Origin of the sequence: Shewanella corallii, from assembly GCF_023349125.1 — a bacterium.
Taxonomy (GTDB): domain Bacteria; phylum Pseudomonadota; class Gammaproteobacteria; order Enterobacterales; family Shewanellaceae; genus Shewanella; species Shewanella corallii.
This window is the reverse complement of the sequence record NZ_JAKIKT010000005.1, coordinates 218,980-245,745: the sequence shown is the minus strand read 5'-3', so window position 1 is coordinate 245,745 and position 26,766 is coordinate 218,980. Positions and strand designations below refer to the sequence as shown.

The 26,766-nt window shown below is 49.6% G+C and carries 23 protein-coding genes; 11 read left to right on the top strand and 12 right to left on the bottom strand.

What is annotated here, in order from left to right; genetic code table 11:
• Positions 1-77: 77 nt before the first annotated feature.
• The 7 genes from L2725_RS14215 (at position 78) to ttcA (ending at position 6,770) form a co-directional block, all read left to right on the top strand.
• A complete protein-coding gene (locus tag L2725_RS14215) occupies positions 78-557 on the top strand; it encodes a FixH family protein (RefSeq protein WP_249249550.1) in 480 nt (159 codons plus the stop codon).
• A gap of 5 nt (positions 558-562) precedes the next feature.
• Positions 563-2,968, top strand: a complete 2,406-nt coding sequence (locus L2725_RS14210; protein WP_249249549.1) for a heavy metal translocating P-type ATPase — start codon at positions 563-565, stop codon at positions 2,966-2,968.
• Positions 2,965-3,186 (top strand): cbb3-type cytochrome oxidase assembly protein CcoS, encoded by a 222-nt coding sequence (ccoS, locus tag L2725_RS14205; protein WP_249249548.1) that lies wholly within the window; start codon positions 2,965-2,967, stop codon positions 3,184-3,186. Before L2725_RS14210 ends, ccoS begins: the two co-directional genes overlap by 4 nt.
• A 1-nt stretch (position 3,187) precedes the next feature.
• Positions 3,188-3,877 (top strand): sulfite exporter TauE/SafE family protein, encoded by a 690-nt coding sequence (locus L2725_RS14200; RefSeq protein WP_249249547.1) that lies wholly within the window; start codon positions 3,188-3,190, stop codon positions 3,875-3,877.
• 56 nt (positions 3,878-3,933) lie between these two features.
• On the top strand, positions 3,934-4,686 hold the full coding sequence (etrA, locus tag L2725_RS14195) for an electron transport transcriptional regulator EtrA (RefSeq protein ID WP_115138797.1): 753 nt from the start codon (positions 3,934-3,936) through the stop codon (positions 4,684-4,686).
• Between the two features lie 90 nt (positions 4,687-4,776).
• A complete protein-coding gene (uspE, locus tag L2725_RS14190; RefSeq protein ID WP_248937236.1) occupies positions 4,777-5,709 on the top strand; it encodes a universal stress protein UspE in 933 nt (310 codons plus the stop codon).
• Between the two features lie 101 nt (positions 5,710-5,810).
• Positions 5,811-6,770 (top strand): tRNA 2-thiocytidine(32) synthetase TtcA, encoded by a 960-nt coding sequence (gene ttcA, locus L2725_RS14185; protein WP_249249632.1) that lies wholly within the window; start codon positions 5,811-5,813, stop codon positions 6,768-6,770.
• A 66-nt stretch (positions 6,771-6,836) separates the two neighbouring features.
• Here the strand turns inward: ttcA and L2725_RS14180 are convergent, their stop codons facing one another.
• Together L2725_RS14180 and L2725_RS14175 are read right to left on the bottom strand one after the other, a co-directional pair.
• Entirely contained in the window at positions 6,837-7,478 is a 642-nt protein-coding gene (locus L2725_RS14180; RefSeq protein WP_249249546.1) for a DUF2987 domain-containing protein, read from the bottom strand.
• 25 nt (positions 7,479-7,503) lie between these two features.
• Positions 7,504-8,328 (bottom strand): glucosaminidase domain-containing protein, encoded by an 825-nt coding sequence (locus L2725_RS14175; protein ID WP_249249545.1) that lies wholly within the window; start codon positions 8,326-8,328, stop codon positions 7,504-7,506.
• A gap of 180 nt (positions 8,329-8,508) precedes the next feature.
• Here L2725_RS14175 and yvcK point away from each other — a divergent pair, with 180 nt between their 5' ends.
• A complete protein-coding gene (yvcK, locus tag L2725_RS14170; protein ID WP_249249544.1) occupies positions 8,509-9,417 on the top strand; it encodes a uridine diphosphate-N-acetylglucosamine-binding protein YvcK in 909 nt (302 codons plus the stop codon).
• A gap of 89 nt (positions 9,418-9,506) precedes the next feature.
• Here the strand turns inward: yvcK and L2725_RS14165 are convergent, their stop codons facing one another.
• Both L2725_RS14165 and L2725_RS14160 read right to left on the bottom strand, forming a co-directional pair.
• Entirely contained in the window at positions 9,507-9,986 is a 480-nt protein-coding gene (locus L2725_RS14165; RefSeq protein WP_249249543.1) for a LabA-like NYN domain-containing protein, read from the bottom strand.
• Between the two features lie 287 nt (positions 9,987-10,273).
• Complete coding sequence (locus L2725_RS14160) at positions 10,274-11,692, bottom strand: tetratricopeptide repeat protein (RefSeq protein WP_249249542.1); 1,419 nt, start codon at positions 11,690-11,692, stop codon at positions 10,274-10,276.
• 541 nt (positions 11,693-12,233) lie between these two features.
• On the opposite strand from L2725_RS14160, the gene L2725_RS14155 reads away from it, so the two are divergent.
• On the top strand, positions 12,234-12,749 hold the full coding sequence (locus L2725_RS14155; RefSeq protein ID WP_249249541.1) for a TIGR00645 family protein: 516 nt from the start codon (positions 12,234-12,236) through the stop codon (positions 12,747-12,749).
• Between the two features lie 164 nt (positions 12,750-12,913).
• Here the strand turns inward: L2725_RS14155 and L2725_RS14150 are convergent, their stop codons facing one another.
• The 8 genes from L2725_RS14150 to L2725_RS14115 form a co-directional block, all read right to left on the bottom strand.
• Positions 12,914-15,130: an AAA family ATPase gene (locus L2725_RS14150; protein ID WP_249249540.1), complete on the bottom strand. Its 2,217-nt coding sequence runs from the start codon at positions 15,128-15,130 to the stop codon at positions 12,914-12,916.
• 574 nt (positions 15,131-15,704) lie between these two features.
• Positions 15,705-16,898 carry an amino acid aminotransferase gene (locus tag L2725_RS14145; protein WP_249249539.1) on the bottom strand — a complete coding sequence of 398 codons (1,194 nt, stop codon included), beginning with the start codon at positions 16,896-16,898 and terminating at the stop codon, positions 15,705-15,707.
• A gap of 172 nt (positions 16,899-17,070) precedes the next feature.
• The gene (gene ruvB, locus L2725_RS14140) at positions 17,071-18,075 is read right to left on the bottom strand and encodes a Holliday junction branch migration DNA helicase RuvB (protein WP_115138785.1); all 1,005 of its coding nucleotides are present in this window, start codon (positions 18,073-18,075) and stop codon (positions 17,071-17,073) included.
• Between the two features lie 9 nt (positions 18,076-18,084).
• Positions 18,085-18,702: a Holliday junction branch migration protein RuvA gene (ruvA, locus tag L2725_RS14135; protein WP_249249538.1), complete on the bottom strand. Its 618-nt coding sequence runs from the start codon at positions 18,700-18,702 to the stop codon at positions 18,085-18,087.
• 42 nt (positions 18,703-18,744) lie between these two features.
• A complete protein-coding gene (gene ruvC, locus L2725_RS14130) occupies positions 18,745-19,266 on the bottom strand; it encodes a crossover junction endodeoxyribonuclease RuvC (RefSeq protein ID WP_115138783.1) in 522 nt (173 codons plus the stop codon).
• A gap of 16 nt (positions 19,267-19,282) precedes the next feature.
• A complete protein-coding gene (locus tag L2725_RS14125) occupies positions 19,283-20,029 on the bottom strand; it encodes a YebC/PmpR family DNA-binding transcriptional regulator (RefSeq protein ID WP_249249537.1) in 747 nt (248 codons plus the stop codon).
• A 107-nt stretch (positions 20,030-20,136) separates the two neighbouring features.
• Complete coding sequence (gene aspS, locus L2725_RS14120; RefSeq protein WP_249249536.1) at positions 20,137-21,930, bottom strand: aspartate--tRNA ligase; 1,794 nt, start codon at positions 21,928-21,930, stop codon at positions 20,137-20,139.
• 178 nt (positions 21,931-22,108) lie between these two features.
• Positions 22,109-24,703: a transporter substrate-binding domain-containing diguanylate cyclase gene (locus L2725_RS14115; protein ID WP_249249535.1), complete on the bottom strand. Its 2,595-nt coding sequence runs from the start codon at positions 24,701-24,703 to the stop codon at positions 22,109-22,111.
• A 342-nt stretch (positions 24,704-25,045) separates the two neighbouring features.
• On the opposite strand from L2725_RS14115, the gene cmoA reads away from it, so the two are divergent.
• Together cmoA and cmoB are read left to right on the top strand one after the other, a co-directional pair.
• Positions 25,046-25,777 (top strand): carboxy-S-adenosyl-L-methionine synthase CmoA, encoded by a 732-nt coding sequence (gene cmoA, locus L2725_RS14110; RefSeq protein WP_249249534.1) that lies wholly within the window; start codon positions 25,046-25,048, stop codon positions 25,775-25,777.
• Positions 25,774-26,757, top strand: a complete 984-nt coding sequence (gene cmoB, locus L2725_RS14105) for a tRNA 5-methoxyuridine(34)/uridine 5-oxyacetic acid(34) synthase CmoB (protein ID WP_249249533.1) — start codon at positions 25,774-25,776, stop codon at positions 26,755-26,757. Before cmoA ends, cmoB begins: the two co-directional genes overlap by 4 nt.
• Positions 26,758-26,766 lie beyond the last annotated feature (9 nt).

The window sequence follows — 26,766 nt, the reverse complement described above, 5'->3', positions numbered from 1 at the left end:
GCCTTTTTTTTAAGTGCCAAGCGGCACACATAACGGTAAAATACGTTCCATAAGAACGACTAAAAATGGAAGTCAAGATGTCCGATATACAACCCTGGTACAAGCAGTTCTGGCCCTGGTTTCTTATTATCCTTCCCCTGTGCGCCGTGGTCGCCAGTATTAACATGCTGATGATCGCGCTCGACACTAAAGACTCTGTCGTCGCCGAGGACTATTACAAAAAGGGCAAAGCCATCAATATGGACCTTCGCAAGAACAAATATGCCAAACAGCTGGGCATGCAGTTCTCTGTTGAAGTTGACGGCAATACCCTGCTGATTACTCAACATGGTGGCCCTGAGTACCGTACAGGCCTGAATGTTGAGCTTTACCACCCTACTCTTGCGGAACGTGACTACAAAGTGATGGCGACCGCAGATCCATCCGGCGTGTATCGGGTATCTCCCCCTGAAGAGTTAAACGGCCACTGGGAAGTGCGTCTGGAGAGTTTCGACAATAAGTGGCGCCTGCACAAAAGGCTTGAACTCAAGAATAACTCTCAACACTGGCTGAACTGATCCCCATGAGCGCGACCCTTTGTTTTCACTGCAATGAGCCAGTGCTTTGCGGTGATGAATTCGTTACCACTATCAATGGCAAGCCGGAGGTGATGTGTTGCCCCGGCTGTCAGGCTGTCTCCCAGGCCATTATCGACGCAGGCCTGACCAACTATTACAAATACCGCACCGAGCCTGGAAAACGCCAGAATGCGCTGGTGCCGGAAGAGTTAAGTGCATTCAGCGCCTACGATCTCGACGAAGTTCAGTCTGATTTCGTTCATCAGGAGGGGGATGTCAGTGAAGTGTCGCTGACACTGGATGGTATCTCCTGCGCAGCCTGTGCCTGGTTAATCGAGCATAAACTTCAACACCTGAAAGGCATTCGGCGCGTATCTGTGAATACCACAACCCACAGAGCCCTTATCCATTACGTAAAGGCTGAGCTTAAGCTCAGCGATATTCTGCAGGCCATCGCCAGAATCGGCTATCAGGCAGCCCCTTATCAGGTTGATGAGGAAGAGGTGCGTTCCAAGCGCGAGGGCCGCAGATTTCTAATCCGCCTTGGCCTGGCCGGATTTGCCACTATGCAGGTGATGATGTTTGCTCTGGCCCTATATTCCGGCTATTTCACTGATCTGGAACAGGAGTTCCGGGACTATTTCCGCTGGGTGAGTCTGATTTTTGCTGCGCCTGTTGTTTTTTACTCTGCAGCTCCTTTCTACTTCAGCGCCATTCGCTCCATGTTAATGGGGCGGGTCAATATGGATGTAGCCGTATCCATCGCCATTTGCGGCGCCTATATCGCCAGCTGTATCGCCACGATTGAAGGCTCCGGTGAGGTCTATTTTGAATCCGTCACCATGTTCACCTTCTTCCTGCTGCTGGGACGTTACTTTGAGCAAAATGCACTGCAAAAAGCCTCTGTCAGCGCCAGCAATCTGCACAAATTGGTGCCATTAACCGCAAGGCGTGTGCTGGATGGTGAGATTGAAGAGGTCCCCGCCAAACAGCTTAAGCTGGGTGACATTATTCAGGTTCGTCCCGGGGAGACCCTGGCTGCTGACGGCGTTGTTGTTGCGGGCCACTCCAGCGCCAACGAATCTATGTTGACCGGCGAGCAAGCCCCAATAGAGAAAATCCAAGCAAGCCAGGTGTTTGCCGGCACCATCAATGTAGACCAACCTCTAGAGGTGGAAGTCACCGCTCTGGGTCAGGATCAACTGGTATCTAAAATCATCCGGCTGCAGGAATCCGCATCTCATGCCAAGCCCAAAATTGCAGAAACTGCGACGCGACTGTCGGGCATTTTCTCCAGTGTCATTCTGGCCATCGCTGCCCTCACCTATCTGGTCTGGTATTTCTACCGTCCTGAAGATGCTTTCTGGGTCACCCTGTCAGTATTGGTAGCAACCTGCCCCTGTGCGCTGGCATTAGCCACTCCTACAGCCGTCACCTGTGCAACCGCTCAGCTCACCAAACTTGGCATTATAGTGCGTAAATCCAGCGTGTTTGAGGTGCTGCCACTGGTCGACCATGTGGTTTTCGATAAGACCGGCACCCTGACGCTTGGAGAGCTGAGAATAAAAGAGGTCAATACCGTCGATGAGAGCAAACAATCTGAGCTGCTCAATATTATCGCTCATCTGGAGCAAGGCTCTATTCATCCCATTGCCAAAGCATTCTCTCCCTACCAGGCACATTCTTTGGGTATGTCCCGGATAAAACACCATGTTGCTCACGGCGTCTCTGGTTGGGTTGGAGACAAAGAGTACCGGGTTGGCCACTTCGATTTTGCCTGCCATCAGGCCCAGATCCCGGCCTGGCATATCGCCGACCCCGACTGCCAGGAAGTTTGGCTGTCGGTTGACAAACAGCCGCTGGCCTGTGTGATGCTGGAAGATGCTGTTCGTGAGGACAGTAAACAAACTATTGCTGCACTCAAGTCCCGGAACATCAAGGTCAGCATTGCCAGTGGTGACAGATCGGCTCAGGTGCAAAAGCTTGCAACACTCCTTGAGGTGGACCAAGTCCACGCAGCCATGCAACCAAAAGATAAACTGGATTATGTTCAGTCTTTGCAGCAAAACAGCAAGGTAGTGATGTTTGGAGATGGCATTAATGACGCTCCTGTGCTGGCTGGCGCTGATCTCTCTGTTGCTATGGGCAGTGGTACCGCTATCGCCAAAAACAGTGCCGACACGATATTGCTTGGCGACCACCTTTATCGCTTTGTACAGGCGCTGAATATTGCCAAAAGCACTCATAAAATCATCTACCAAAACCTCTATTGGGCGTTGGGATATAACCTGCTTATCCTGCCTCTTGCGGTTGCTGGCCACGTATATCCCTATATCGCCGCATTGGGTATGTCAGCCAGCTCGCTGATAGTAGTTTCCAACAGCCTTCGTCTTCTGAGGATGCGTCCATGAGCATTATTTATATCCTGATCCCTATCGCCATGCTGTTTGTGTGTATCGCTTTTGCGATCTTCTTTTGGGCCGTAAAAAACGATCAGTTTGAAGATTTGGAACGTCACAGCACCTCGATTCTGTTCGATGAGGACGAGCCGGCAAAACCGTCCAAAACTGATGAGGGCAGCGCGCAGTGCAAAGAGAATACTCAAATTCCGGACAGGGATAAGCACTGACATGGATTATTCTCTGGGCGCGGCCTTTATCGTGGGACTGATGGGAGCCGGTCACTGCTTTGGCATGTGTGGTGGCCTGGTGGGCGCCCTGTCCAGCCAAATCCCCCTGGACCCAAAGCGCAATCAGTTAGCACAGATCCTCAGTTATCAGTTCAGCTATAATGGAGGTCGCATCGTCAGCTATGTGCTCGCTGGCGTTGTTTGTGGTGCCCTGGCGGGCGGCATCGGCATCTTGTTTGCCGTCGACGACTATCTGATAGTCCTGCGCCTGTTTGCAGGAGTTATGATGATACTGACCGGCCTATACATCGCCAGACTCTGGTTCGGACTGCTTAAAATCGAGGCTGTTGGCAAAAGGGTGTGGAAACATATCCAGCCCCTGGCGCAGAAGTTTGTCCCGGTGAAGTCACCATTGCATGCTGTTTTAGCGGGTATGTTGTGGGGTTGGCTGCCCTGCGGCTTGGTCTATAGTATGCTGACATGGGCAGTAGCCAGTGCCGACCCACTTCAGGGCGGCCTGATTATGGCGGCGTTTGGCCTTGGTACCCTGCCCGCACTTATTGGTGCTGGTGTTGCCACCAAGAATTTGGCACTATGGCTTCAACACAAAGCTGTTAGAATAATCAGTGGATTAGCGTTAATTGGCATGGGAATTCAAACCATTGCCGTGGGACTGGGACAGCTTGGCTAGCTCAGTATGGTCAATATGGTTTACCATATGCCGGTTAAACAAGTTTGGGTATTAGTATGACAGTAGAACAAAGCAAACATCGCCGTCCCGCAATCGGTGGATGTGCCATTCATTGCCATGATTGCAGTATGGGTGCTTTGTGTATCCCCTTCACGCTGAACAACCAGGAGTTGGATCAGCTGGATGAGATTATCGAGCGGAAAAAACCTATTCAGAAAGGGGAGCAGATTTTTAAATCCGGCGACCCACTCAAATCTCTGTTTGCCATCCGCAGTGGCACAGTCAAGAGCTACACCATTACCGAGCAGGGTGATGAGCAGATTACCGGTTTCCATCTGGCTGGTGATGTGATCGGATTCGACGGTATCCATGGTCAGGAGCATCAGAGCTTTGCTCAGGCGCTGGAAACCGCCATGGTATGTGAAATCCCATTTAACACCCTGGATGAACTGGCTGGCAGCATGCCTAAACTGCGTCAGCAAATCATGCGCCTGATGAGTACAGAGATTGTCAGTGATCAGGAGATGATCCTGCTGCTTTCCAAAAAGAATGCTGAAGAACGCCTGGCTGCCTTCATCAGCAACCTGGCCAATCGCTACTCCAACCGCGGCTTCTCTGCCCGTGAATTCCGCCTCACCATGACACGTGGTGACATAGGCAACTATCTTGGTCTGACCGTTGAAACCATCAGCCGTCTGCTTGGACGCTTCCAAAAAGCTGGCATGATTGAGGTCAAAGGTAAGTACATCACCATCGTAGACTTTGAACAGCTGAATCAGCTGGCGGGGAATAATCGTATCGCCCGCTAATCAAATTGGTTCTGGTTTTGATTCAGCGCAAAGCCAGAACCTCAAACCCGTCTCATGATAGAGCTAACATGTTGAGATAAGGAATGCATTATGAGGGAATATCAGAAGCTCCTTGTGGTCATAGACCCGACCACTGACGACCAGGCCGCATTAGCCAGAGCCGTTGAACTGGCGGAGCACAGTCAGGCCGCGATTACCGTTTTCCTCTCCATCTTTGATCTCTCCTATGAGATGACCTCCATCCTCTCCAGTCAGGAGCGGGAAGCTATGCGTCAGGGAGTAATAGATCAACGTACTGCCTGGCTTCAGGATATTATCGCGCCCTATCAAAGTCGTGGTCTCGCGATTGAAACCAAAGTCATCTGGCACAACCGCCCATTTGAAAGCATCATTCAGTATGCCATTGAGGGCGATTACCACCTGATTGTAAAAGCGACCCACGAACACGACAAACTTAAGGCCGTTATCTTTACGCCTACCGATTGGCACCTGCTGCGTAAAGCCCCCATGCCTGTCCTGATGGTGAAAGAGCATGACTGGTCCAAAAACGGCAAAATTCTTTGTGCCGTCAATGTGGCGACCGAAGATGCTGACCATGATTCGCTTAACGAGAAAATCATTAAGCATGGATTGGATCTGGCCAAAAAATTCAGCGCCGAATTACATCTGGTGAACGGCTATCCGGGCACGCCGGTTAACCTGGCTATCGAACTGCCCGACTTTGACGCCAATAATTTCACTGCGTCAGTTAAAATGCAGCATGAGCAGCGGGTAGATTATCTGGCTGAATCTTTCGGTATCGACCCGGCCAACTGCCACGTTAAAGAGGGACTGCCGGAAGACGTCATCCCAGAACTGGCAGCCGAGTTGGATGCTGAGCTGGTTATTCTGGGCACCATAGGTCGTACCGCACTCTCAGCCGCCCTGATAGGCAATACCGCAGAACATGTCATTGATAGCCTGAACTGCGACCTGTTAGCCATAAAGCCAGCGGGATACAAGTCACCACTGGAAACAGAATAGGCTGACATAGGGGCATCACTCTTTACCCCGCTCCCTTAAGCTGGAATAATACGCGCCCTGTCACTTAGGAGTCACCGGGCGCTTTTTTTATGTCTGTAGAAATGCCACAAGAATCAATTCAAGAGCTGTCGGAAGACGGCTTGACCAAGAAACAAATTACCCGCATGAACAAGCTTCAGAAGCGCCTGCGTCGTGAAGTAGGCAGTGCCATTGCCGACTACAATATGATTGAAGAAGGCGATCGGGTAATGTGCTGTCTGTCCGGCGGTAAAGACAGCTATGCCATGCTGGATATCCTGTTGAATCTGCAGCAGCGCGCGCCTATCAAATTTGAATTGGTGGCTGTCAACCTGGACCAGAAGCAGCCTGGCTTCCCTGAAGACATTCTGCCGGCTTATCTGGACTCTCTGGGGGTGGCTTACCATATCCTGGAAAAAGACACCTACTCCATCGTTAAAGACAAGATCCCGGAAGGCAAAACCACCTGCTCTCTGTGCTCTCGTCTGCGTCGTGGCACCCTGTATGGTTTCGCCCAAAAGATTGGCGCCACCAAGATCGCGCTGGGTCACCACAGAGACGACATCATTGAGACCCTGTTCCTGAACATGTTCTTCGGTGGCAAGATGAAGGCGATGCCTCCAAAACTGCTGTCTGATGATGGTGCGAACCTGGTTATCCGTCCCCTGGCCTACAGCCGCGAGAAAGATATCGCCGAATATGCCGAGCTTAAGCAGTTCCCGATTATTCCGTGTAATCTGTGCGGCTCTCAGGAAAACCTGAAGCGCAAAGCAGTAAAAGACATGCTGGTGAGCTGGGACAAGCAGTTCCCGGGTCGTATTGAGACCATTTTTACCGCCATGCAAAACACAGCGCCATCTCAAGGTGTAGACCGCGAGCAGTTTGATTTCGTTAGCCTGAAGCGTGATCCGGATGCCAAGCCATCCGGTGAAGTGGCTGAGGCAGATCTGCCTGCCTTTGACTTTATGGATGCCGCCAATTCAGGCCATATTGACCTGGATGCTGCTACCCGTATCGATGTGGTGAATACCTATACGCCATAAGCTTACGCTTAACAGATACAAAAAAGCCCGCATCACGCGGGCTTTTTAATGTCATGGATTCCAGCGCTATTCAACCCAGGGACTGATCACATCAGGTACTGCAGAGAATGTCAGGCTTTTCGACTGTTCAATCTGCTCGGCGGATAACGACCAGTTACCACTGACGGTAAACTCCTCATATCCCTTGTCCTGTTCAAGCACTACCCGGGTATCCGCGGGCAAGGTGAACCTCAGCCCTTGAATCGCATCGTGGAAGTATTTCATCGGGAAGCCCTTCATCGCCCCCTGCATCTCATCCATCTCGCTGTATATCTGCTTCAGCGTTGCCTGATCATATTCTGCCTTTGGCGACTTTGCCCGGATCTGCACCGCCAGGCCACAATTGGCTGACTCACCATCCACCTGCAAATTCACCAGGGCTCGCTGCTGCTTAAGCTCAACATCATAAGGCAGATACAAGCGCTGCGCCTTGGTAAAAGATAAAGGGACAGTACTTCTCTCGGTACTGATATTGGCCTTTTCAATTTTACATCCCTGGGTCTGGGGCACAGAGAATGTCAGTTCAATGAGCTGATAGTTTTCCTTATGCATCACCTTCATGCGGGAATAAAAATCCTCATAGCGCAGCGATACTTCACCGGCAATCAGATTGGATGAAACAAATACAGAACCCAGCAACGCGAGGCTGGAGAGGCGAGTGAACCGCATAAAACACTTCCCGGATAATTATTTATTATTGGTTTTGGTTAGCTGCCAACAAGAATGCCTTGTTGTGCTGCAGCATTTGCAACAGCTCTTCGATATAGGCTTCTTTCCGCTCGGAATAACTCATCAGGCCCCAAACAAGTTCTTCTGCTTGAGGCTCCCTGCCCTGAGCACGAACATCGGCACGGATAGAACGAAACATATCGTAGGCGCCGTTGGAGTTCAGATTACGCAGGTAAGCGGCAACAGAGTCTTCAACGGTATCAAATTTAGCCACTTCGTGACTAAGACCTTCAGTACGAGAAAGAGGCACCAAACCACAACCCTTGCGGAAGCACCATTGACCAAAGAAGTTCAGTCCTTCACGGGCGAAGCGAGAGCTCCCCCAGCCTGTCTCGTTGGCGGCCTGAATCAGCACCATGTTTTCTGGTACTGTATCGACTCGTCTCAGCAATTCAGTAATGGCATCACCATCGATCACCCTGGGGTTAAACTGATACTTCTGCGCAATCTCACCGATACGATAACGCTCGGCATCTGACAGAGTATGATCCAGACTGAAGTGGGCATTGACGGTTTGCAGGAAATCTCTTTCCTTTGCAATCAGTGCATTCTGAGCACGGATCATGGGACGCAGGAAATCGAAAAAAGCCTGCTTTTTTTCACGCACATCCGCAATAGCAGAAAAGTCCGGTAATTTTGGAGCCTCAGGTGGTAATGGGTTTTTCAACAGCTGTGCACTGTTAACTGAAATCTCTTTACCCACGGGTAACAGTGCAACACGTAACCCATAAATGGAGACAATCACCAAGGCAAAAGCCAGCACCAATTTTCCAATTCGACCTGTTTTCAATCAACTACCTATTTAAAATCACAGTATTACCGCAAAGGTAACATAAAAACGAATCGCGCATTATAAGTTATCAAACCCCTTTCACAAATTTTCTCCCTCAAACTCCGCCAAAATCGTGTAAACTTACCGGGATTTATTCGGGGAATAGTTAAACCCTTCAAATAAGCATCAGGATGACAAATGCTTTCACAAAATATGGAACAACAACTTGCCGGTAAGTCACGGGTAGTGGCAATCGGCGGAGGCCACGGATTGGGCCGGGTGCTTTCAAGCCTTTCATTTCTGGGCGAAGGTCTTACCGGAATAGTGGCGACCACAGACAATGGCGGCTCAACCGGCCGTCTTCGTGAGACCGAAGACTGCATCGCCTGGGGGGATTTGCGGAACTGCCTTTCTCAGGTCGCCACCAGACCCTCTATCGGTTCCCTGCTGTTTGAATACAGGTTCAGCGGAGATACTCCTATCGGTGGCCATAATCTGGGGAATCTGATGTTATTGGCACTGGATCAGTTGTGCGTACGGCCACTTGAAGCCGTTAACCTGATCCGCAATATGCTGAATATCAAACCCAGAATTATTCCCATGTCTGAGCAGCCAACCCACCTGCTGGCCCTGTCCAAAGAGGGCGAGCAAATTGTTGGTGAGCTCAATGTCGATGCCATGGAAACCCCGCCCCAGTCATTGCAACTTTCACCTCAGGTCAACGCGACCTGTGAAGCTTGCGAAGCGATACGTAATGCGGAAGTGATTTTGCTTGGCCCGGGCAGCTTTTATACCAGCCTGATGCCTGTATTGCTGACCGATGGTGTACGCAATGCGCTGGAGCAAAGTCAGGCCAAAGTGGTGTTTATCGACAATATTGATGCAGAGCAGTCTCCCGCATCTCAACTTAGTCTGCAGCAACGCCTGGACTTTTGTCAGAGTGCTCTGGGGCTTAGCCTGGTGGACCATGTAGTGTGTCATGGAGATGAGTCACGTGACGATGGCATATTCCATTATCGGCCGATGAACTCCAGTTATCAGCCCGGACGTCACGACACCAAAGCATTGGCCAGTGTACTGGAAGATATTCTCTCAAATGCCCGATAAACAAAATGCCCAGCATAGAGTCTGGGCATTTTTGTATTTGATACAGTAGCCTGCTAACGCTTAGGTGTCCCGCCCGCGCTGCCACACAGCTATTTTGACAATAACAAGTCTCCAGCTATCGGCACATAGCAGGATGATGCATTAATCAAGGACGCCGCGGTTAAGCCATCAACACCGTAGACTTCCACTTGGGTGCCAAAGTCGCCCACCAGTTTTTTGGCCAGCAAGTCGAAGTCTCCGTCGCCACTGGCCAGCACCAACACATCAGACTCTCTGCTGAGCTCCATAGCATCTATGGTAATTCCCACATCCCAATCACACTTGGACGAACCATCAACCCGTTGAATATAGGGCTTTAACTTCACCTCAAACCCTATCGCGCGCAATATATTCTGAAATTGCTGCTGCTTGGGATCGCCACGGTCGCTGGCATAGGCGATCGCTTTTACCACTTCCCTGTCTGTGGTCGTGCGTCGCCAAAACTCGTTGTAGTCAAAGGAGCTCCCAAACGCTTGCCGGGTGGTGTAATAGATATTCTGTACATCGACAAGAATGGTAACTTTTTGCATGAACGCCCTTATGGTGATTTCGCTAACAAAACTTAGCGGGAATATTCGAAAGCAGACTCAGTATCATAGAGTGCTGATTGGCATACATCATACTGGATTGCTGATACCACTGCTTTGAAGATTGAGTGCAACCGTCAGTAAAGCACTCAGGGAATCACCCACATTGCCACAAGAGTAGTGAGCGGAATAAAAAAACAATACGAGTATGGAGACCGACTACAAGCCTTTCCGCACCCCTTTATATTCTTCAACTTCCAGAGCGACAATGCCTATCATCATAGCGCTACTCAAGGTGACTCAGAGCACACCTCATAGTCAGTTTCAACACATCGGCGAACCAGCTCTTCAACCTGTTCTAACTCAGATTCAGTCAGGGCATTAAACCGTAAATGTGCATTTACCCTGCCGTAAGCATACATATCACCAGCTGGCCTGTTGGATTCTGAGATTATGCGCCACATGTTCGCTGTCAACCAGTTTCGCTCTACGACCTCTCCCTCCAAATACATTAGTGCGAGATTCCATTGGGCTGGACTTAACCCCTGATGAGCCGCTTGTTGGAACCAATCGAATGCTTTTGCTGGGTTCCCCAAATACAGTTTTTGACCCATTGTGTTCTGGGCCCACGCATAACCTTGGTTAGCAGACTTTTCATACCAAATATAAGCTTGGTCATGATTCCATGAATTGCGCATGTTATCGTCATAATAACGTTTCATCAAAAGGTCTCCGTAGTAATATTGATACTCGGCATCCCCTTGCTCCGCCAACAATATAATCCGCTCTTCTTTCGCTTTAGGGTGTCCCAATTTAGTCGCCTTGGTGAAGTGGTATTCGGCTTTTTCGAGATCCGCCTCAATGACTTTACCAAATCTATATATAAGGCCAATTTGATAATCAGCTTCCGCAAAACCCTGCTCTGCTGAACGAGCGTAATAGCTTAACGCTTCCTGTATCTTCCCTTCTTTCTCAAGCTCTGTTGCTATCATGTATTCCGCATATGGCTGCCCCTGCTGGGCAGCTTTATTCATCAACTCCATTGCCAAACCATGGTTTCGTCGCGTTAACTTACCTTCAAGATATACAACCGCGAGCCAATACTGAGCATCCGGATTACCCTGCTCAGCAGCTTCTTTATAGTAATCAAGACTCTCCTCTTCGTTTTTTGCCAGTCTAGGGTTTGCATCGAGTAACTTTGCCAACTGATAGTTAGCGTTACTGCTCCCATTTTTAGCCGCTCGACGAAACCAAGCCGCTGCGGTTCCCTGGTCCGGGCTAATTTCTAAACCATCAATGCGTAAACCGTCCAGGTATATTTGTCCCATCTTTGTTTGTGCTTCCCAACTCCCTTTTTCACAGGCCTTCTTTAACCAGTTAAAACTATTTATTCCATGCTGTGGAACTTGGGAGGATTGGTACTTGCGGTCGTAATACTGTGAAACCTGAAACTGTGCGTGAGCATTACCGCTGTCCGCAGATTTCTGGAACCACAGCTGAGCCTCCTCGGCGTCACTCGTTACCCCTTGTCCTCTCAGTAACAATAGACCCAGCTGATATTGCGCTTCACTATCACCCTGCTCTGCCGCCAACCTGGTCGTCGAGTAATCCGGAATTGCTGTGCTGGAATCAGAATCTTCCCAGAAGAACCAGGCTACTGCCACACTAACAATGAGGAAAAAAACGGCCCCGACACCGGTGTAATTCATTTGAAAAATCCCCTCTATACTCCGTAATAATTTAAGTGCCGATATCCGTCAGTTTGATATGCACTCGCATGACAGTCTCTTGTCGAGGGGTTCAACCATCCCGGACAAGGGTTAGAACAATGGGATAGGTTCGTGGCTCATCACTTAAGAAGCAACACTACTTTTATACAGAAATAGATAGTTGTTTATGAACTTTAGAATAGCTTTTCAACCTGTAGCACCCTGGCAAAGGGTTCACGTCAGCCAGTTCTCCTCTCCCTATTGCAGTAATCGACCAGCACTGTGAATACAAAGTACGAGCACAACCAGAACCTGCAGCTATTTGCAGCACTGAGTACGAGTCTCCTGTGCAACACCAAAGCGCCCTTATGACACTCTGCGATATACAGTGATTGAAAGGCACAGCAAATAATGACAGGCAGCCATATGATTGTTTCGCATCATGATTTACACATCAATGGCTATCAACTAGAATGCGCCGCACCGACAGTTCGGTAAGTTTCTTTTCCTGTTTTTTGCCCAATGAGCTAACTGACACACGATGAAACGTCTGGAAAATCACTTCGAAAAATTGCTGTTCAATTCTCGCTGGCTGCTGGCGCCGTTTTTCTTCGGCCTGGTGATCGCCATTGGCGTACTGTTTCTTAAGTTTGGTAAAGAGCTACTCAACCTCTTTGCCATAGTATTTATTGGCGGCGAAGGCCACCCCATCCTCAGCATCCTGACCCTGGTGGACACTGCGCTGTTGGCCAGCTTATTGCTCATCATTGCCTTTAGCGGCTATGAGAACTTCGTGTCCAAGTTTGGCCCGGCAGATCATGAAGACAGACCCGCATGGATGGGAAGTGTTGGTTTTGCCGATCTGAAACTCAAACTTATCGGTGCCATCGTCGCCATCTCCAGCGTCGAACTGTTAAAAACCTTTTTGGATACCGACAACTTCTCCAGCGACGTTCTGGCCTGGAAGGTAGGCATCCACCTGACCTTCGTCACCTCCGGCGTGCTGTTTGCCCTGACCGACTTCATCGCCAGCAAGTCCAAAAGTACCAAGAAGTAACGCCTAGCCGGCCATTACCGCAATGCGCTTTGCTGACCTCATTTAAATTCAAAAGGCTCCCACCGGGAGCCTTTTTAGTAAATAGTGATGGCTAGCGATTCATACCACGCGATTTACGTTTGTCTCACGGCTATCAAGAGGACAAACAACGTGATTCTTTAGGGTTAGGCGTAATATGCATCATAGTGTGGCTTGTCATTAGTTTCTATAGCATTCGTAATGATGCCCCATGCATTAGTTAACTGAGGCTGCACTGCTTCAGGAAACTTAACACCTAGTTCCATTGATTTAGCATGGCATTTTTCATTCATATATTCATACAGCATATTTGCTTTAACTTCTGCATCTTCAATCCCTTTCAGCAAGTTAGGTGCTATCTGGTCTTTTCCGTTCGCCCTGAACTCAGTCAAATTGAAACGGAACGAAAAGTAGACTTCTAGTATCTTTCTTAGGTACGACTGCACAGCAACAGAATCACAATGCTCTGGTCGCTCGACAGCCTCTTTCACCTTACTGATAAGGTATGCATATTCAGATCTGTGATCTTTTAGCAGTTTAGGCAATGGGTCAATCTTGGATTGGTCTCTGGTACGATTAACTAAGAAGAATTGTGCTCGCTTTGCTATGCCTGTCTTAGTTTTACTGAAATAAGACAACCACGTTTTTACTAAGTTGAAGAACTCAAAGTTATGCATAGAAATGAAAAGCTGTTCTACATGCTCATGTCCTAACTTATTTTTAATAATGCCAAGAACGTTATAGATGTGGTTTGAATCAAGACTACAGATCGGATCATCCAAATACACAATGGGTTTAGTACCATTTAAAGATTCATCTTCTAGTTGTGTAATGAAGTACGCGAATGCTATTGCAGTGCGCTCACCATCAGATAAGTGCTTCGCCTCTCGATCTTCACGCATGAACTTATACGTGCCATCTACCGGCTTGATTTCTATATCAGTCTTACCGAAGTACTGTCTCAAATTGTCGTTTAGGCTTTGTGCACCTTGTCTGGTGTTATTCAGCTCTGCCTTTATTGCATCAATACGCGCCTTATTAGCGTTAATCTCGTCTTGTATAGTAACAGAGGCATCTTTAAACGCTTGTATATCAAGCTGTGTTTGGGGGTGGTCGTAGTTCTGTGTTTCTTGGTAAACATAGTGGCGTTTAATTGCTTCAATAGCTTGACGCTGCTCTGTGGAATGGTTAGCAGCCCGTTCATTGTGCTCTGTAATTACTGCGTTGAACTGCTCTATCAAGCCTGTAACTAGCGGTAAATGATAGTCTGAAGCATTAAATGGAAGAACCTCTCCCATGTGCTCTTTTTTGTCAGTCAATAGCTTAACTAGTGACGCTTTTAGTTCTCCGACAGAATTATGTATTGGCTGGATTTGGCTTCTTAATTCGTCAAAGTTTTTCTGTAGGTCTGGGTAAAGTTGACTGGTGTCTGGAATGCTTGATGCAAATGATTGTGATTGAACCGAAGCGATAGCAGTATCAATCCTTCGGCTTAGGTCTTTATACGCTTTCGAAAAATAAGCATTTAACTCGTCAATTCGTGCCTGACTGAGCGTGTTGCCACAGAACTGGCAGGTTGTGTGTCCAGCGTTACGCTCTATTCCCTCTTCAACCCAACTTCTAAGTCTGTTATCTGCGTCCAATTCAGCAATAGTTGCCTGTGTTACCGAGGTAGCCATGATTGAGTCAATATCACCAAAAACACCTATCATGTCTGGGACACTAAATTTAACTATAGGTACACTTGATGCAGCAGTGGCCCTTGCTGTATCGATATAAGCACTCACTTGTTCTGGTGTTAGATCATGACTAGCTTCAGCAGATGCAAGCATTGTTCTTACACTTGAAGCATTAAATGTAGACCTACCCAAAATACTCAATACAGCAACATTTCGACCAACTTCAGTCAGACGATTGTTCTTCTCTTTTTCTTTGCTTGCTGCGAATCCTATGTTTTGATCTCGCTCCGCTTCCTTTGCTGGGATGGAATCTTCAAGTGCTTGGAGTTCAGTCTCTAGCTCAATGTTACGTTCACCTACGATCAAAACAGGGCTTACACTTGATTCATCAAAGTTAACATTTTTAGCTATGTAATCTGAATTAAAAACACGTAGGTTTTCTACTTTCTGTAAGTTATTACTTTTAATAGAACCAGCATCATGACAATCGACTTCAAAAGATGCCCCGGTGAAGCCTTCAGGCATTTCACCTAACTGCATTGCTCGAAAGATACGTGACAGCGTGGTCTTTCCTGAATAGTTGAAGCCGTAAAACAGGTTGAATTGATAGAAAGGCAGACCAGCGTTAGTATTGACATTCTTGAAAATACCGAAGTTTTTTATAGACTTTACGTTCTTAAACATGCGCTTACCTCGAATAGGTGATTCTTCATTTTACTATGCATGCGCTAAGATTCGATGTGACTGCTATCAACATAGTTGCTTAATTTAATAGTGTGTTTGTACTACCAACCATGAAGGATTTCTTCCTAGTTGCCTTCACAGAATGGGAAACAAATGAACTGAAGAGTACACCTAGTCCCCATCCGAAGTTGCCGAAGGGAAATGGCTGCAATAGCAAGCTCTGTCATGGATGACAGAGCAGCCATCGCTGATACAGGGATGTGGAATCGATGGCGATTGCGTAATTGAAGTCATTTTACGATGGATCACAACTTCGGTTGGGGCGGCAAGGGAGATGCAAGAGGGAATTGCTGTTGATCCCCTCTTGCCCCGTGTGGGTGGAACCCACGACTTTCTATCGCCTATAGGCGATTACACAACCCAAACGCGGGCGAAGCCCCCGATTTTCCGGTAAGCGCAGCTTGCCTATTGCAAGCCTCACCACTGAACGCAATCAGCAACAACTTAGTCCCCAGAAAAACAAAAAGCTATGCAGAGTCGCCTCCACATAGCTTTGCCAATCTGAAGCCTCAGATTACAACACAGCTGCAATCGCCTTACAGATTACCGGCATATTGGATTTAGTCATGCCAGCGACGCTGATACGGCCTGAGCCCACGATATATACACCGAACTCATCTTTCAGACGGGCAACCTGATCTTTATTCAGACCAGAGAAGCTGAACATGCCGTTCTGAGTGGATATAAAGCTGAAGTCCTGAGTCACGCCGGCAGCAGCCAGGCTATCAACAAACAGAGTGCGCATTTCGGCAATACGCTCACGCATTTCTGTCAGTTCAGCTTCCCACTCAGCGCGCAGAGTCTCATCACCCAGAATGGTGCTCACAATCAAGGCACCGTGGGCTGGCGGGTTGGAGTAACTGGCACGAATAGTACGCTTGACCTGGCTGAACGCCTTGTCTTTGGTCTCAGTGTCAGCAGCAACCACAGTCACTGCACCGATACGCTCATTGTAGAGACCAAAGTTCTTGGAGAAGGAGCTGGCAACCAGCATCTCTGGCACCATGGCGGCGACAATACGCAGGCCCTGTGCATCTTCCTCAATACCGGCGCCAAAGCCCTGGTACGCGAAGTCGAACAATGGCACCAGGCCTTTGTCACGGCACAGTTCGCCGATTTGCTGCCACTGCTCGATTGTTGGGTCGATACCGGTCGGGTTATGGCAGCAACCGTGCAGCAATACCAGATCACCCTGCTCAGCGGTGGCCAGATCAGCCATCATGGCGTCAAAGTCCATACCATGATCTTCAGCGCGATAGTAAGTGTACTCTTTAACCTGCAGGCCAGCGGTTTCAAATACGTTCTGATGGTTTGCCCAGGTTGGGTTACTCACCCAGATAGTGCGTGACTGGGTATTACTCATCACAAATTCACTGGCAATACGCAGTGCGCCTGTGCCACCCGGCGCCTGAGATGCCTGCGCGCGGTTTTGAGCAATCAGCTCACTGCCTTTGCCAAACAGCAGCTCAAGTACGGCCTGGTTGTATGCCTGAACACCGTCAATTCCCAGATAGTTCTTGGTTTTTTCCTGCTCCAGCAAACGGGCTTCAGCCTGCTTTACGCTGCGCAGCACCGGCGTTTCACCGGCCTCGTCCTTGTAGATACCCACGCCAAGGTTAACTTTGCCGCTGCGGGCATCAGCTTTAAATGCTTCGGTAAGACCAAGGATAGGGTCGGCGGGCGCCTGAGTGACCTGAGAAAAAATCATGTGACGGGTTCCTGAATTTATTAACTATTTCGTAGGGAGACTGGATATTAGCATAGTGCCAATTTTGGAGAACGGCTTAAAGGTGGATCACTTCAAAAAATGGTAAATACCTGTAGAAAATACAAAATTTACTGAATTTTTTGCTGATCCACCAATATCATCCGGTAATGATTTATTCCGGCTTATCCAAACCGAAATGCAGATAGGCTCTGTGGGTTGCCATACGTCCCCGCGGGGTACGTTGAATAAAGCCCTGCTGAATCAAAAAGGGTTCCAGCACATCTTCTATGGTATCCCGCTCTTCACCAATAGCAGCAGCCAGGTTATCCAGGCCAACCGGTCCGCCCATAAACTTATCTATGATTGCCAGCAGCAGTTTACGGTCCATAAAGTCGAACCCTTCACCGTCGACATCCAACATGTCCAACGCCTGCTCGGCAACATCTGCGGTGATAACACCGTCGTGTTTCACCTCAGCATAGTCGCGCACCCGACGCAGCAGGCGATTGGCGATACGGGGCGTACCACGGGAACGACGGGCAATTTCTCTGGCACCATCGTCATCCATGCTGATCTCCATCACCTTGGCAGAACGGGCCACAATGGTTGACAGATCCTGCACATTATAGAACTCAAGGCGCAGCGGAATACCGAATCGGGCACGCAATGGCGATGTGAGTGAACCCGCCTTGGTGGTCGCGCCAATCAGAGTGAACGGGGGCAAGTCCAGCTTGATTGAACGGGCAGCTGGCCCCTCACCTATCATGATATCCAGCTGATAATCCTCCATGGCTGGATACAGGATCTCTTCCACCACAGGGCTCAGACGATGGATCTCATCAATAAAGAGAACATCACCCTCTTCCAGGTTGGTCAGCAATGCCGCCAGATCACCGGCTTTTTCAAGCACCGGGCCAGAGGTGGATTTGATATTCACATCCATCTCGTTGGCCACAATCATAGCCAGCGTCGTTTTACCCAGGCCGGGAGGGCCATAGATAAGCATATGGTCAAGGGCTTCACCCCGGCGTCTGGCAGCCTCGATAAATACCTTTAGCTGGGCTCTGGCATCATCCTGACCAGTATACTCATCAAGCATTTTGGGCCGCATGGCGCGGTCAACAACCTCATCTTGCCCCATCATCTGGGGTTGGATCAGCCTGTCAGCTTCAATCATTTCGATTCCTTACAGCATGGACTTGAGAGCCGCTTTAATCAGGGTCTCTGAATCCATTCCTTCTGTCATTACCGCGCTTACCGCACGACTGGCCTGAGCCGGTTTATAGCCGAGCGCCAACAGGGCAGCAATCGCATCTTCTTCGGCAGTGTTAGCCACGGGCTCTGGGGTAAAGTTACTCTGAAGTTTAAACTCATTGCCACCGGCGGTAGATGCGTCCAGCAGACTCTTAAGCTTATCGCGCATCTCTACCAGTAAACGTTCAGCAGTCTTCTTACCCACACCCGGCAGTTTTACCAAAGTGGCGATATCGTCACGCTCAACACAGCCCACAAATTCGGCTGACGTCATACCCGATAAAATGGTCAGTGCCAATTTTGGCCCAACACCATTGGCTTTAATCAACAAACGAAACAGTGCACGTTCCTGTTTGCTGATAAAACCATACAACAATTGAGCGTCTTCACGCACCACAAAATGGGTATAGATCAATGCTTGCTGATCAAGCTCAGGCAGTTCATAAAAGCTGGTCAGCGGCATCTGTACTTCATAGCCTACGCCGTTCACATCCAATACGATATCCGGTGCCTGCTTTTCAACCAGAGTCCCTTGCAGTCTTCCTATCATTGTTATTCCTGTTATTCAGTTTTTACGTTCGCCCAAACCGGACTACTTATAACGACCATGGCTGCGGCGCGTAGCTCTGCCCGCCAAGGCCACCAGGCTTTGACTGGTATGGTAATGACAAACCGCCACACTCAAGGCATCGGCCGCATCCGCCTGGGGTGTTGCCGGCAGTTTCAGTAGTTGGGTAATCATATGCTGCATCTGGGCTTTCTCTGCCCTGCCCGTACCAACCACCGCGCTTTTAATTTGTGTCGCACTGTACTCAGACACAGGCAAATCTGCCACAGTGGCTGCAACAATAGCAGCCCCTCTGGCCTGACCCAGCTTAAGGGCCGAGTCGGCGTTCTTGGCCATAAACACTTTTTCGATGGCGAATTGATCCGGCTGATACTGGCGGATAATTTCGGAAATGCCATCATAGATTTGCTTGAGTCTGACGGGAAGTTCATCGGAAGAGGTGCGAATACAGCCACTTCCCAGATAGAGTTGGTGTCTGCCCTGACACTGGATCACACCATAGCCTGTGATCCTTGAGCCAGGGTCAACACCCAGAATAATTGTCATAGAGTATCAATTATCCTTATTCCAGCGATTCCATGATTTCATCAGAGATATCCGCATTGTGGTATACCTCCTGAACATCATCGTGATCTTCCAAAGTATCAATCAAGCGCAGAAACTTGGGCGCGGTATCCGCATCCAGCTCTGACTTATTGTCCGGCACCATGGTCACTTCAGCGTTAACCGAAGTAAAACCTGCAGCATCCAGCGCATCTTTAACGCTACCAAACTCTTCAGGTGTGGTGTATACGTCAATGGCACCATCTTCATGGGTGATCACATCTTCAGCTCCGGCTTCCAATGCCGCATCCATAATGGACTCTTCATCGACACTGTCGTCAAAGGAGATCACGCCGCGTTTGGCAAACATGTAACCTACACAGCCATCAGTACCCAGGCTGCCGCCGGATTTGGAGAAGGCGTTACGCACACCGCTCACAGTGCGGTTACGGTTGTCAGTCATACACTCAACCATCACGGCTGTACCGCCCGGACCATAGCCTTCATAAATGATGGTTTCCAGTACCTGACCATCCATCTCGCCGGCACCGCGCTTAATGGCACGTTCAACCGTGTCACGGGTCATGTTGTTGGAAAGCGCTTTATCGATAGCCGCACGCAAACGTGGGTTGGAATCCGCATCTGAGCCACCTTCACGGGCAGCCACTGTCAGCTCACGAATAAATTTGGTGAACAGCTTGCCACGTTTGGCATCCTGGGCAGCTTTACGGTGTCTGATGTTGGCCCATTTACTGTGACCTGCCATATCTCATTCTCCGTTGCCTTGGGCAACAATTGCGTTGCCCTGAAAAACAGACCGAGGCCTGAGCCTCGGTACTTAAATCATTGCTACAGCGCGCTTATTCGTCTTTATTAAGTGCGTGTTACATCATCTTCGCTTTCAGTCTTCTTGGCAACTACTGCGATGCCAAGCTCTTCCAGCTGAGCCGGATTCGCATGTCCCGGCGCGTTGGTCAGCGGACAGGCCGCAGTGGTGGTTTTCGGGAAGGCCATCACGTCACGAATAGACTGAGCACCAGTCATCAACATGATCAGACGGTCCAGGCCGAAGGCCAGACCTGCGTGCGGTGGAGTACCATAGCGCAGTGCTTCCAGCAGGAAGCCGAATTTCTCTTTGGCTTCTTCATCGTCGATACCCAGAATTCGGAATACCGCGCTCTGCATTTCGCTGTTGTGAATACGAACAGAACCACCGCCCAGTTCGCAACCGTTCAGAACCATATCATAGGCATCAGACACAGCGTCGGCCGGGTTGGCTTCCAGCTCAGCAGCAGTAACGCTGCTTGGCGCAGTAAATGGATGGTGAACAGCGTACAGACGGCCATCAGCCTTCTCGAACATTGGGAAGTCAACCACCCACAGAGGAGCCCACTCGCCTTTCAACAGGTCAAAATCCTCACCCAGCTTCAGACGCAGCGCGCCCATGGCTTCAGCCACGATGTTGGCCTTGTCAGCACCGAACAGCAGGATGTCGCCAGTCTGGGCACCGGTGCGCTCGATAATGCTGTTCACCATCTCTTCAGACAGGAACTTGAGTACTGGAGACTGGATGCCTTCCATACCGGCAGCCAGATCGTTAATCTTCATCCAGGCCAGACCTTTGGCACCGTAGATACCAACGAACTTAGTGTAGTCGTCAATCTGCTTACGGCTCAGAGTGGCACCACCCGGTACACGGATAGCGGCAACACGACCTTCCGGATCTTCAGATGGGCCTTTGAATACCGCAAATTCAATACCGGCCAGCAAGTCAGCAACGTCACACAGTTCCAGTGGGTTACGCAGATCAGGCTTATCAGAGCCGAAACGACGCATAGCTTCGTGCCAGGTCATACGTGGGAAGTTACCCAGATCTACGTTCAGCAGTTCCAGGAACAGGCTGCGCACCATCTCTTCAGTCTTGGCCATCACCTGCTCAGAAGACATGAAAGAGGTTTCGATATCGATCTGAGTGAATTCTGGCTGACGGTCAGCACGCAGGTCTTCGTCACGGAAGCACTTAACGATTTGATAGTAGCGATCGAAACCAGACATCATCAGCAGCTGCTTAAACAGCTGTGGAGACTGAGGCAGTGCAAAGAACTGACCTTTGTAAGTACGGCTCGGTACCAGGTAGTCACGGGCGCCTTCCGGAGTGGCCTTGGTCAGGATTGGGGTTTCGATATCCAGGAAGCCATTGCCATCAAGGAAGCGGCGTACTGCGCTGGTCACTTTGGAGCGGAAAATCAAACGCTGGGCCATTTCAGGACGACGCAGATCCAGATAACGGTACTTCAGACGCTGCTCTTCGCTATTGTTCTGATGGTTATCCATGCTCAGTGGCAGTGGCGCAGACTCATTGATGATGGTCAGTTCTTTACCCAAAATTTCGATTTCGCCGGTACGCATATTGGCGTTAACCTGGCTGTCAGGACGGGCGCGCACAACACCTTTAACCTGAACGCAGAACTCACTGCGCAGGCTGCTGGCAACGTCAAACACTTCCTGCAGGTCTGGGTCATAAACTACCTGGATCAGACCTTCACGGTCACGCAGATCCAAAAACACCACGCCACCTAAATCACGGCTGCGGTTCACCCAACCAACCAGGGTAACTTCTTGTCCAACGTGAGACTTGTTGACGTCTCCACAATAATGAGTGCGCATCTCGCTTTTCCTTTAATCCCGAATTCGGTACTGGAGAATAAAAATCAATGGGGCATTATAGAGAAAGAATGCCGATTGCCAAAGCAGATCACTGCCAGTCGGCGAAGTATCAGCCAGAAATTAATCAATAACAGATAAGGGTTAGCCCAGGTCACATATTTTCCACTGCGCTGGGCTGTCAGGCCACACGTATCCCGGCCCCGGACTCCAGTGCCTGTTCAGTCAATTTTGCAGCCTGCGCCATCAAGGCTATTGGGTCCACCCCATCCTTTGGATACAGCGCGATACCTATACCGACCTTAAGCAGGCTGGACTCGATTTCCGGGTCACCCTCTGTCAGCAAGCTCTGAATATTTCTGGCAAGTTGTCCCAGATGCTCCTCGTTACTGACAAAAGGCAGTATAACGACCAGTTCCTGATGGCTGAACCGGGCAAGAGTATCCGAGCGACGAATACCCGCCGCCAACCTGGCCACCATTCGGCTCAGGGCGGCCTCTGCTGCATCTTTACCCGATGTAGCCGCTATCGCCTCCATGCCTTCAATGGAAATAAAAAACAGAGCAAACCTGGCCTGTTGTCTATGGTGCAACAGCACAGCCTGATTCAACCTGTCATCTAACAGGTGGCGGCCTATCAAACCGGTTTGTGGGTCGGTTTGCAGAAAATCGATCGAACGATTTCGGGCAAACATGCGATACCCCAATACACTCACCAGGCAAATAACAAGAATCCCAACTGCCATAGGCCAGGGCAATGCAAAGCCCTGAGACAGTGACATCTCCTGACGCCTCAGATCCGCCGGCACCCAATGCTCATAAATCGCACGCATTTCGTGCTCTTCAATATGTTGAAGCGCACGATTAATCAGTGGTACCAGGCCGCTGTATTGATTGTTTACGCCTATATGACTGCGCTCGGCGCCAACATCGGTCAACATGGACAGGCGCAGGTCATATTCCCCCTGCTGCACTTCCCAGGCAAGCGCTGCCAATTTGCCGATCAGAAGGTCTGCTTCCCCTGCCACCAGCCGACTGAGTCCGTCGTTCACATCCGACACCATGATGAGTTCGATTTTTGGTCGCATCAGCATCAAATCTGCGGCCATGCTATACCCTTCGACCACCATCACTTTCTTACCGGCCAACTGACCCAGCGAAAATATGCGGCTGTCATCGGTGCTGGCAACAGCCCAGGGTGAAGGCCAGTAGCTGTCAGTAAAACTGATATCCTGCAACCTGTCTGCGCTGGGCTGCAGCGAGCCTATCATCTGCACCTCTCCAACGCGAAGAGCCTGCTGCAACTGTTGAAAGCTTTCATAGGCCCGGGGACGCAAGGGAACGCCAAGACGGGTACCAATAAGTTGAAGAACCTCTGCATTAATTCCGCTCATTCTGGTGTCGCGGGTAAACTCAAAGGGCGCCCAATCATTTAAATAGCCGACGTTAAGCTCCCCCAACTGGTCAAGATAACCACGCTCAGCCGCGGACAATGGCACCTGACTCGCTTGCTGGGCGTAATACCTGTCTCTGGGCCCATAAATCCATTTGGCTTCAACCTCAGCGAGCACATCTCCGGGAATAGCAGCAAAGCCATCTGCAATGATTTTTTTCAATGCTGGTCTTGAAGGGAGAATCAAAGCTTCAATTCGGGTTGAGTATTCAAAACCATCAAGTACCCGGTATTGATCCCAGGTACCATTGGACACCAGTAGTGTCTCGGCCCAGCGCCCGGCTGCAACCATAGCGGTTATCTGCCCGGATTCGAGCGCTGACAGCATCTGGGTTGAAGATTCATACTCAGTGATTTCCGCATTGGGCAAATCACTTTTAAGCGTTGCGATATAGGGGGCGGTTTTAAATACCCCCAAAGTCTCTCCTGCCCCAGTCGGGTTGAACTCATGACTTACAGGGGTGAATACCCGACTGGTTACGCCGTAAATCTGCCAGGCGCTTTCCAATACAGATTGCTTGCTGGTGTCCCCTTGGGGATAACCGATTTGAACGTCTGCCAATCCCAAAAATACATCTTTGAGTGATTGCTGCATGTCAGAGGCCAGGAATGAGACAGGAATACCTGTCTGGGCAGACCAGGCTTGCCAGATATCCACATACAAACCGTGCAACTGACCATCGCTGCCAATATCTGCATAGGGCGAAATGCCAGTTTGTGCTGCGATAATCAGCTTACTTTCACCTGCCTCAGGGCCATAAAAACTGCGTTTAAGCTCTTCAATATATTCGTTATTGAGCTGACCTATCATTGATGACAGTTGATCTGGAGAGATCTCGCCAGTCGGGTTCAAGCCTACATTTAACGCCAGCCGCCCAACCGCTTCGGCATGCCACCCGGCTGTCGATAACCCTGTTGCCCGCCAATAACTGTCACCACCTGGAAGGTCCACGAACACCATCAGGTTCCCCCGGACAGCATCCTTTAGCATGTCGTCACGGCTCGGATATTCAACCAGGTTACCAAGCAGTTCATGGGGTACCAATGCTAAAGCCGGTGAGCCCTTTACCACACCTACCCGGTAGGGAGTGACAGATTCATTCTGCAATGATTGACGACGATAGAGATAGACCTGCAGGTCCAGAGGCAAGGTGAGCTTTGTATAATCAGTGGGAATAGGCAGCGGCGGTAAAATAAGATCCGGTGGAGTTTTACGGCCCAAAGCCCCTTGCTCAGTCCCTTTCTCACTGCTATCTGAAACCGCTTGCCAGTCTGGTGAGAGTTCTTTATTGGCCAACAAACGCCGCCATATTGTCACAGACATCCCAGAGGGGACACCCTCAGGATCACGATAACTTAAGGGATAATCATTAACTGAATAAGCCACGACTATCGGTTTGATTTGGGCAGAATTTTGAGTCGCTGCCGTGGCTAACGCCGCAGAAAAAAGCCAGGTGCAAAGGCATATGCAGCCCCACACGGTTTTTCGACGATAAAACTGTGTTTTCAAAGAGTATCCCTACTGAATCGAAAAGCGACTTATGTTTCAATAATGTAACCGGATTGCTATTAGACAGAAAAATCAGGGCAATTACCAGAGCTGGACTTGCTGCTGGCTTTAGCAATTGGCTAAAATGCTACATTGCATTCCATTGATTAACTTCAGATGAACTCTTCCCAAGACACCATCTACGCGCAACCCGCCGACCAAATCGCAGACTTTCAATTCGACAGCCGTGTCGCTGGCGTGTTCGGTGACATGATCCGCCGCTCAGTACCCGGCTATGCCCAGATAATCGCGACTATTGGCGATTTTGCCCACAGATCCGTTAAACCCGGAACCCGGGTGTACGACCTTGGTTGCTCATTGGGTGCTGCGACTTTGAGCGTCAGACGCCAGATAGAAGGTCGTGATTGCGAGATCATCGCGGTTGATTACAGTGAATCCATGGTTAAACGCTGCCAGGAGAACCTGTCAGCCTATGTCAGTGATACCAAAGTCGACCTGATACAGGGGGATATCCGCGATATTAAGATTGAGAATGCCTCCATGGTGATACTCAACTTTACTCTGCAATTCCTGCCTCCTGAAGACAGAATCCTGCTGCTGCAGCGCATTTTCAACGGCCTGAAGAAAGGGGGCATTCTGGTATTGTCCGAAAAGCTCAGGTTTGAAGATCAGGCAATTCAAGAGCTGCTGGATGCCCAACATCTCGACTTTAAAAGAGCCAATGGATACAGCGAACTGGAAATCAGCCAGAAACGCAGCGCGCTCGAAAACGTTATGAAGCCAGATTCTATGCAGACCCACGAAACCCGACTCACTGATATCGGATTCAGCCATTTCAGCACCTGGTTCCAGTGTTTTAATTTTGCCTCTATGGTGGCCATTAAGTGATAAGTTTCAGCTCTTTTTATAAACAGATTGCCGACTCCAACCTGCAACACTGGCTGGAGACCATGCCTTCAATTCTTGGTGACTGGCAACGCGAAAACAAACATGGCAACCTGCCAAAGTGGGAAAAAGTTCTTAATAAACTTAACTTTCCCAAGCCAGAACATGTTGACCTGAAAAACAGTGTGACTGTTGGAACAGGTGATCAGTTAACCCCCGGAGAGCAGGAGAAACTAAAAAACCTGCTTGGTATTCTCAAACCATGGCGCAAAGGCCCATTTCATATCCATGGTATCCACATTGATACGGAGTGGCGCAGCGACTGGAAATGGGATCGGGTGTTGCCGCATATCTCTCCGCTCAAATATCGCACCATCCTGGATGTAGGCTGTGGCAGCGGCTACCATATGTGGCGCATGCTGGGAGAAGGCGCTGAGCGCGTGGTGGGTATCGACCCTTCCGCTCTCTTTCTGTGTCAGTTTGAAGCCGTTAAACGCCTGATTGGTGAAGACTTGCCGGTCCACCTGTTACCTTTGGGCATTGAGCAACTGCCACCACTGGACGCCTTCGATACCGTATTTTCTATGGGCGTGCTGTATCATAGGCGCTCCCCTATCGACCATCTGCTGCAACTGAAAGATCAGCTCAAAAACAATGGTGAACTTGTGCTTGAGACGCTGGTCGTAGATGGTGACGAAAATACCTGCCTGGTTCCGGCTGACAGATACGGCAAAATGAATAACGTTTGGTATTTGCCCTCTGTGCCTGCGCTAATCCGCTGGCTGGAGAAATGTGATTTCGTGGATGTGCGTTGCGTCAACGTAGACGTGACCTCTCTGGCAGAGCAGCGCACCACTGAATGGATGCCCAATGAGTCTCTGGTTGACTATCTTGACCCTCAGGATATCACCCGAACTGTGGAAGGGTATCAGGCGCCTAAACGCGCCACTATCATTGCACGTAAGAAACCGACCAATGAATGAGCGGGAGAC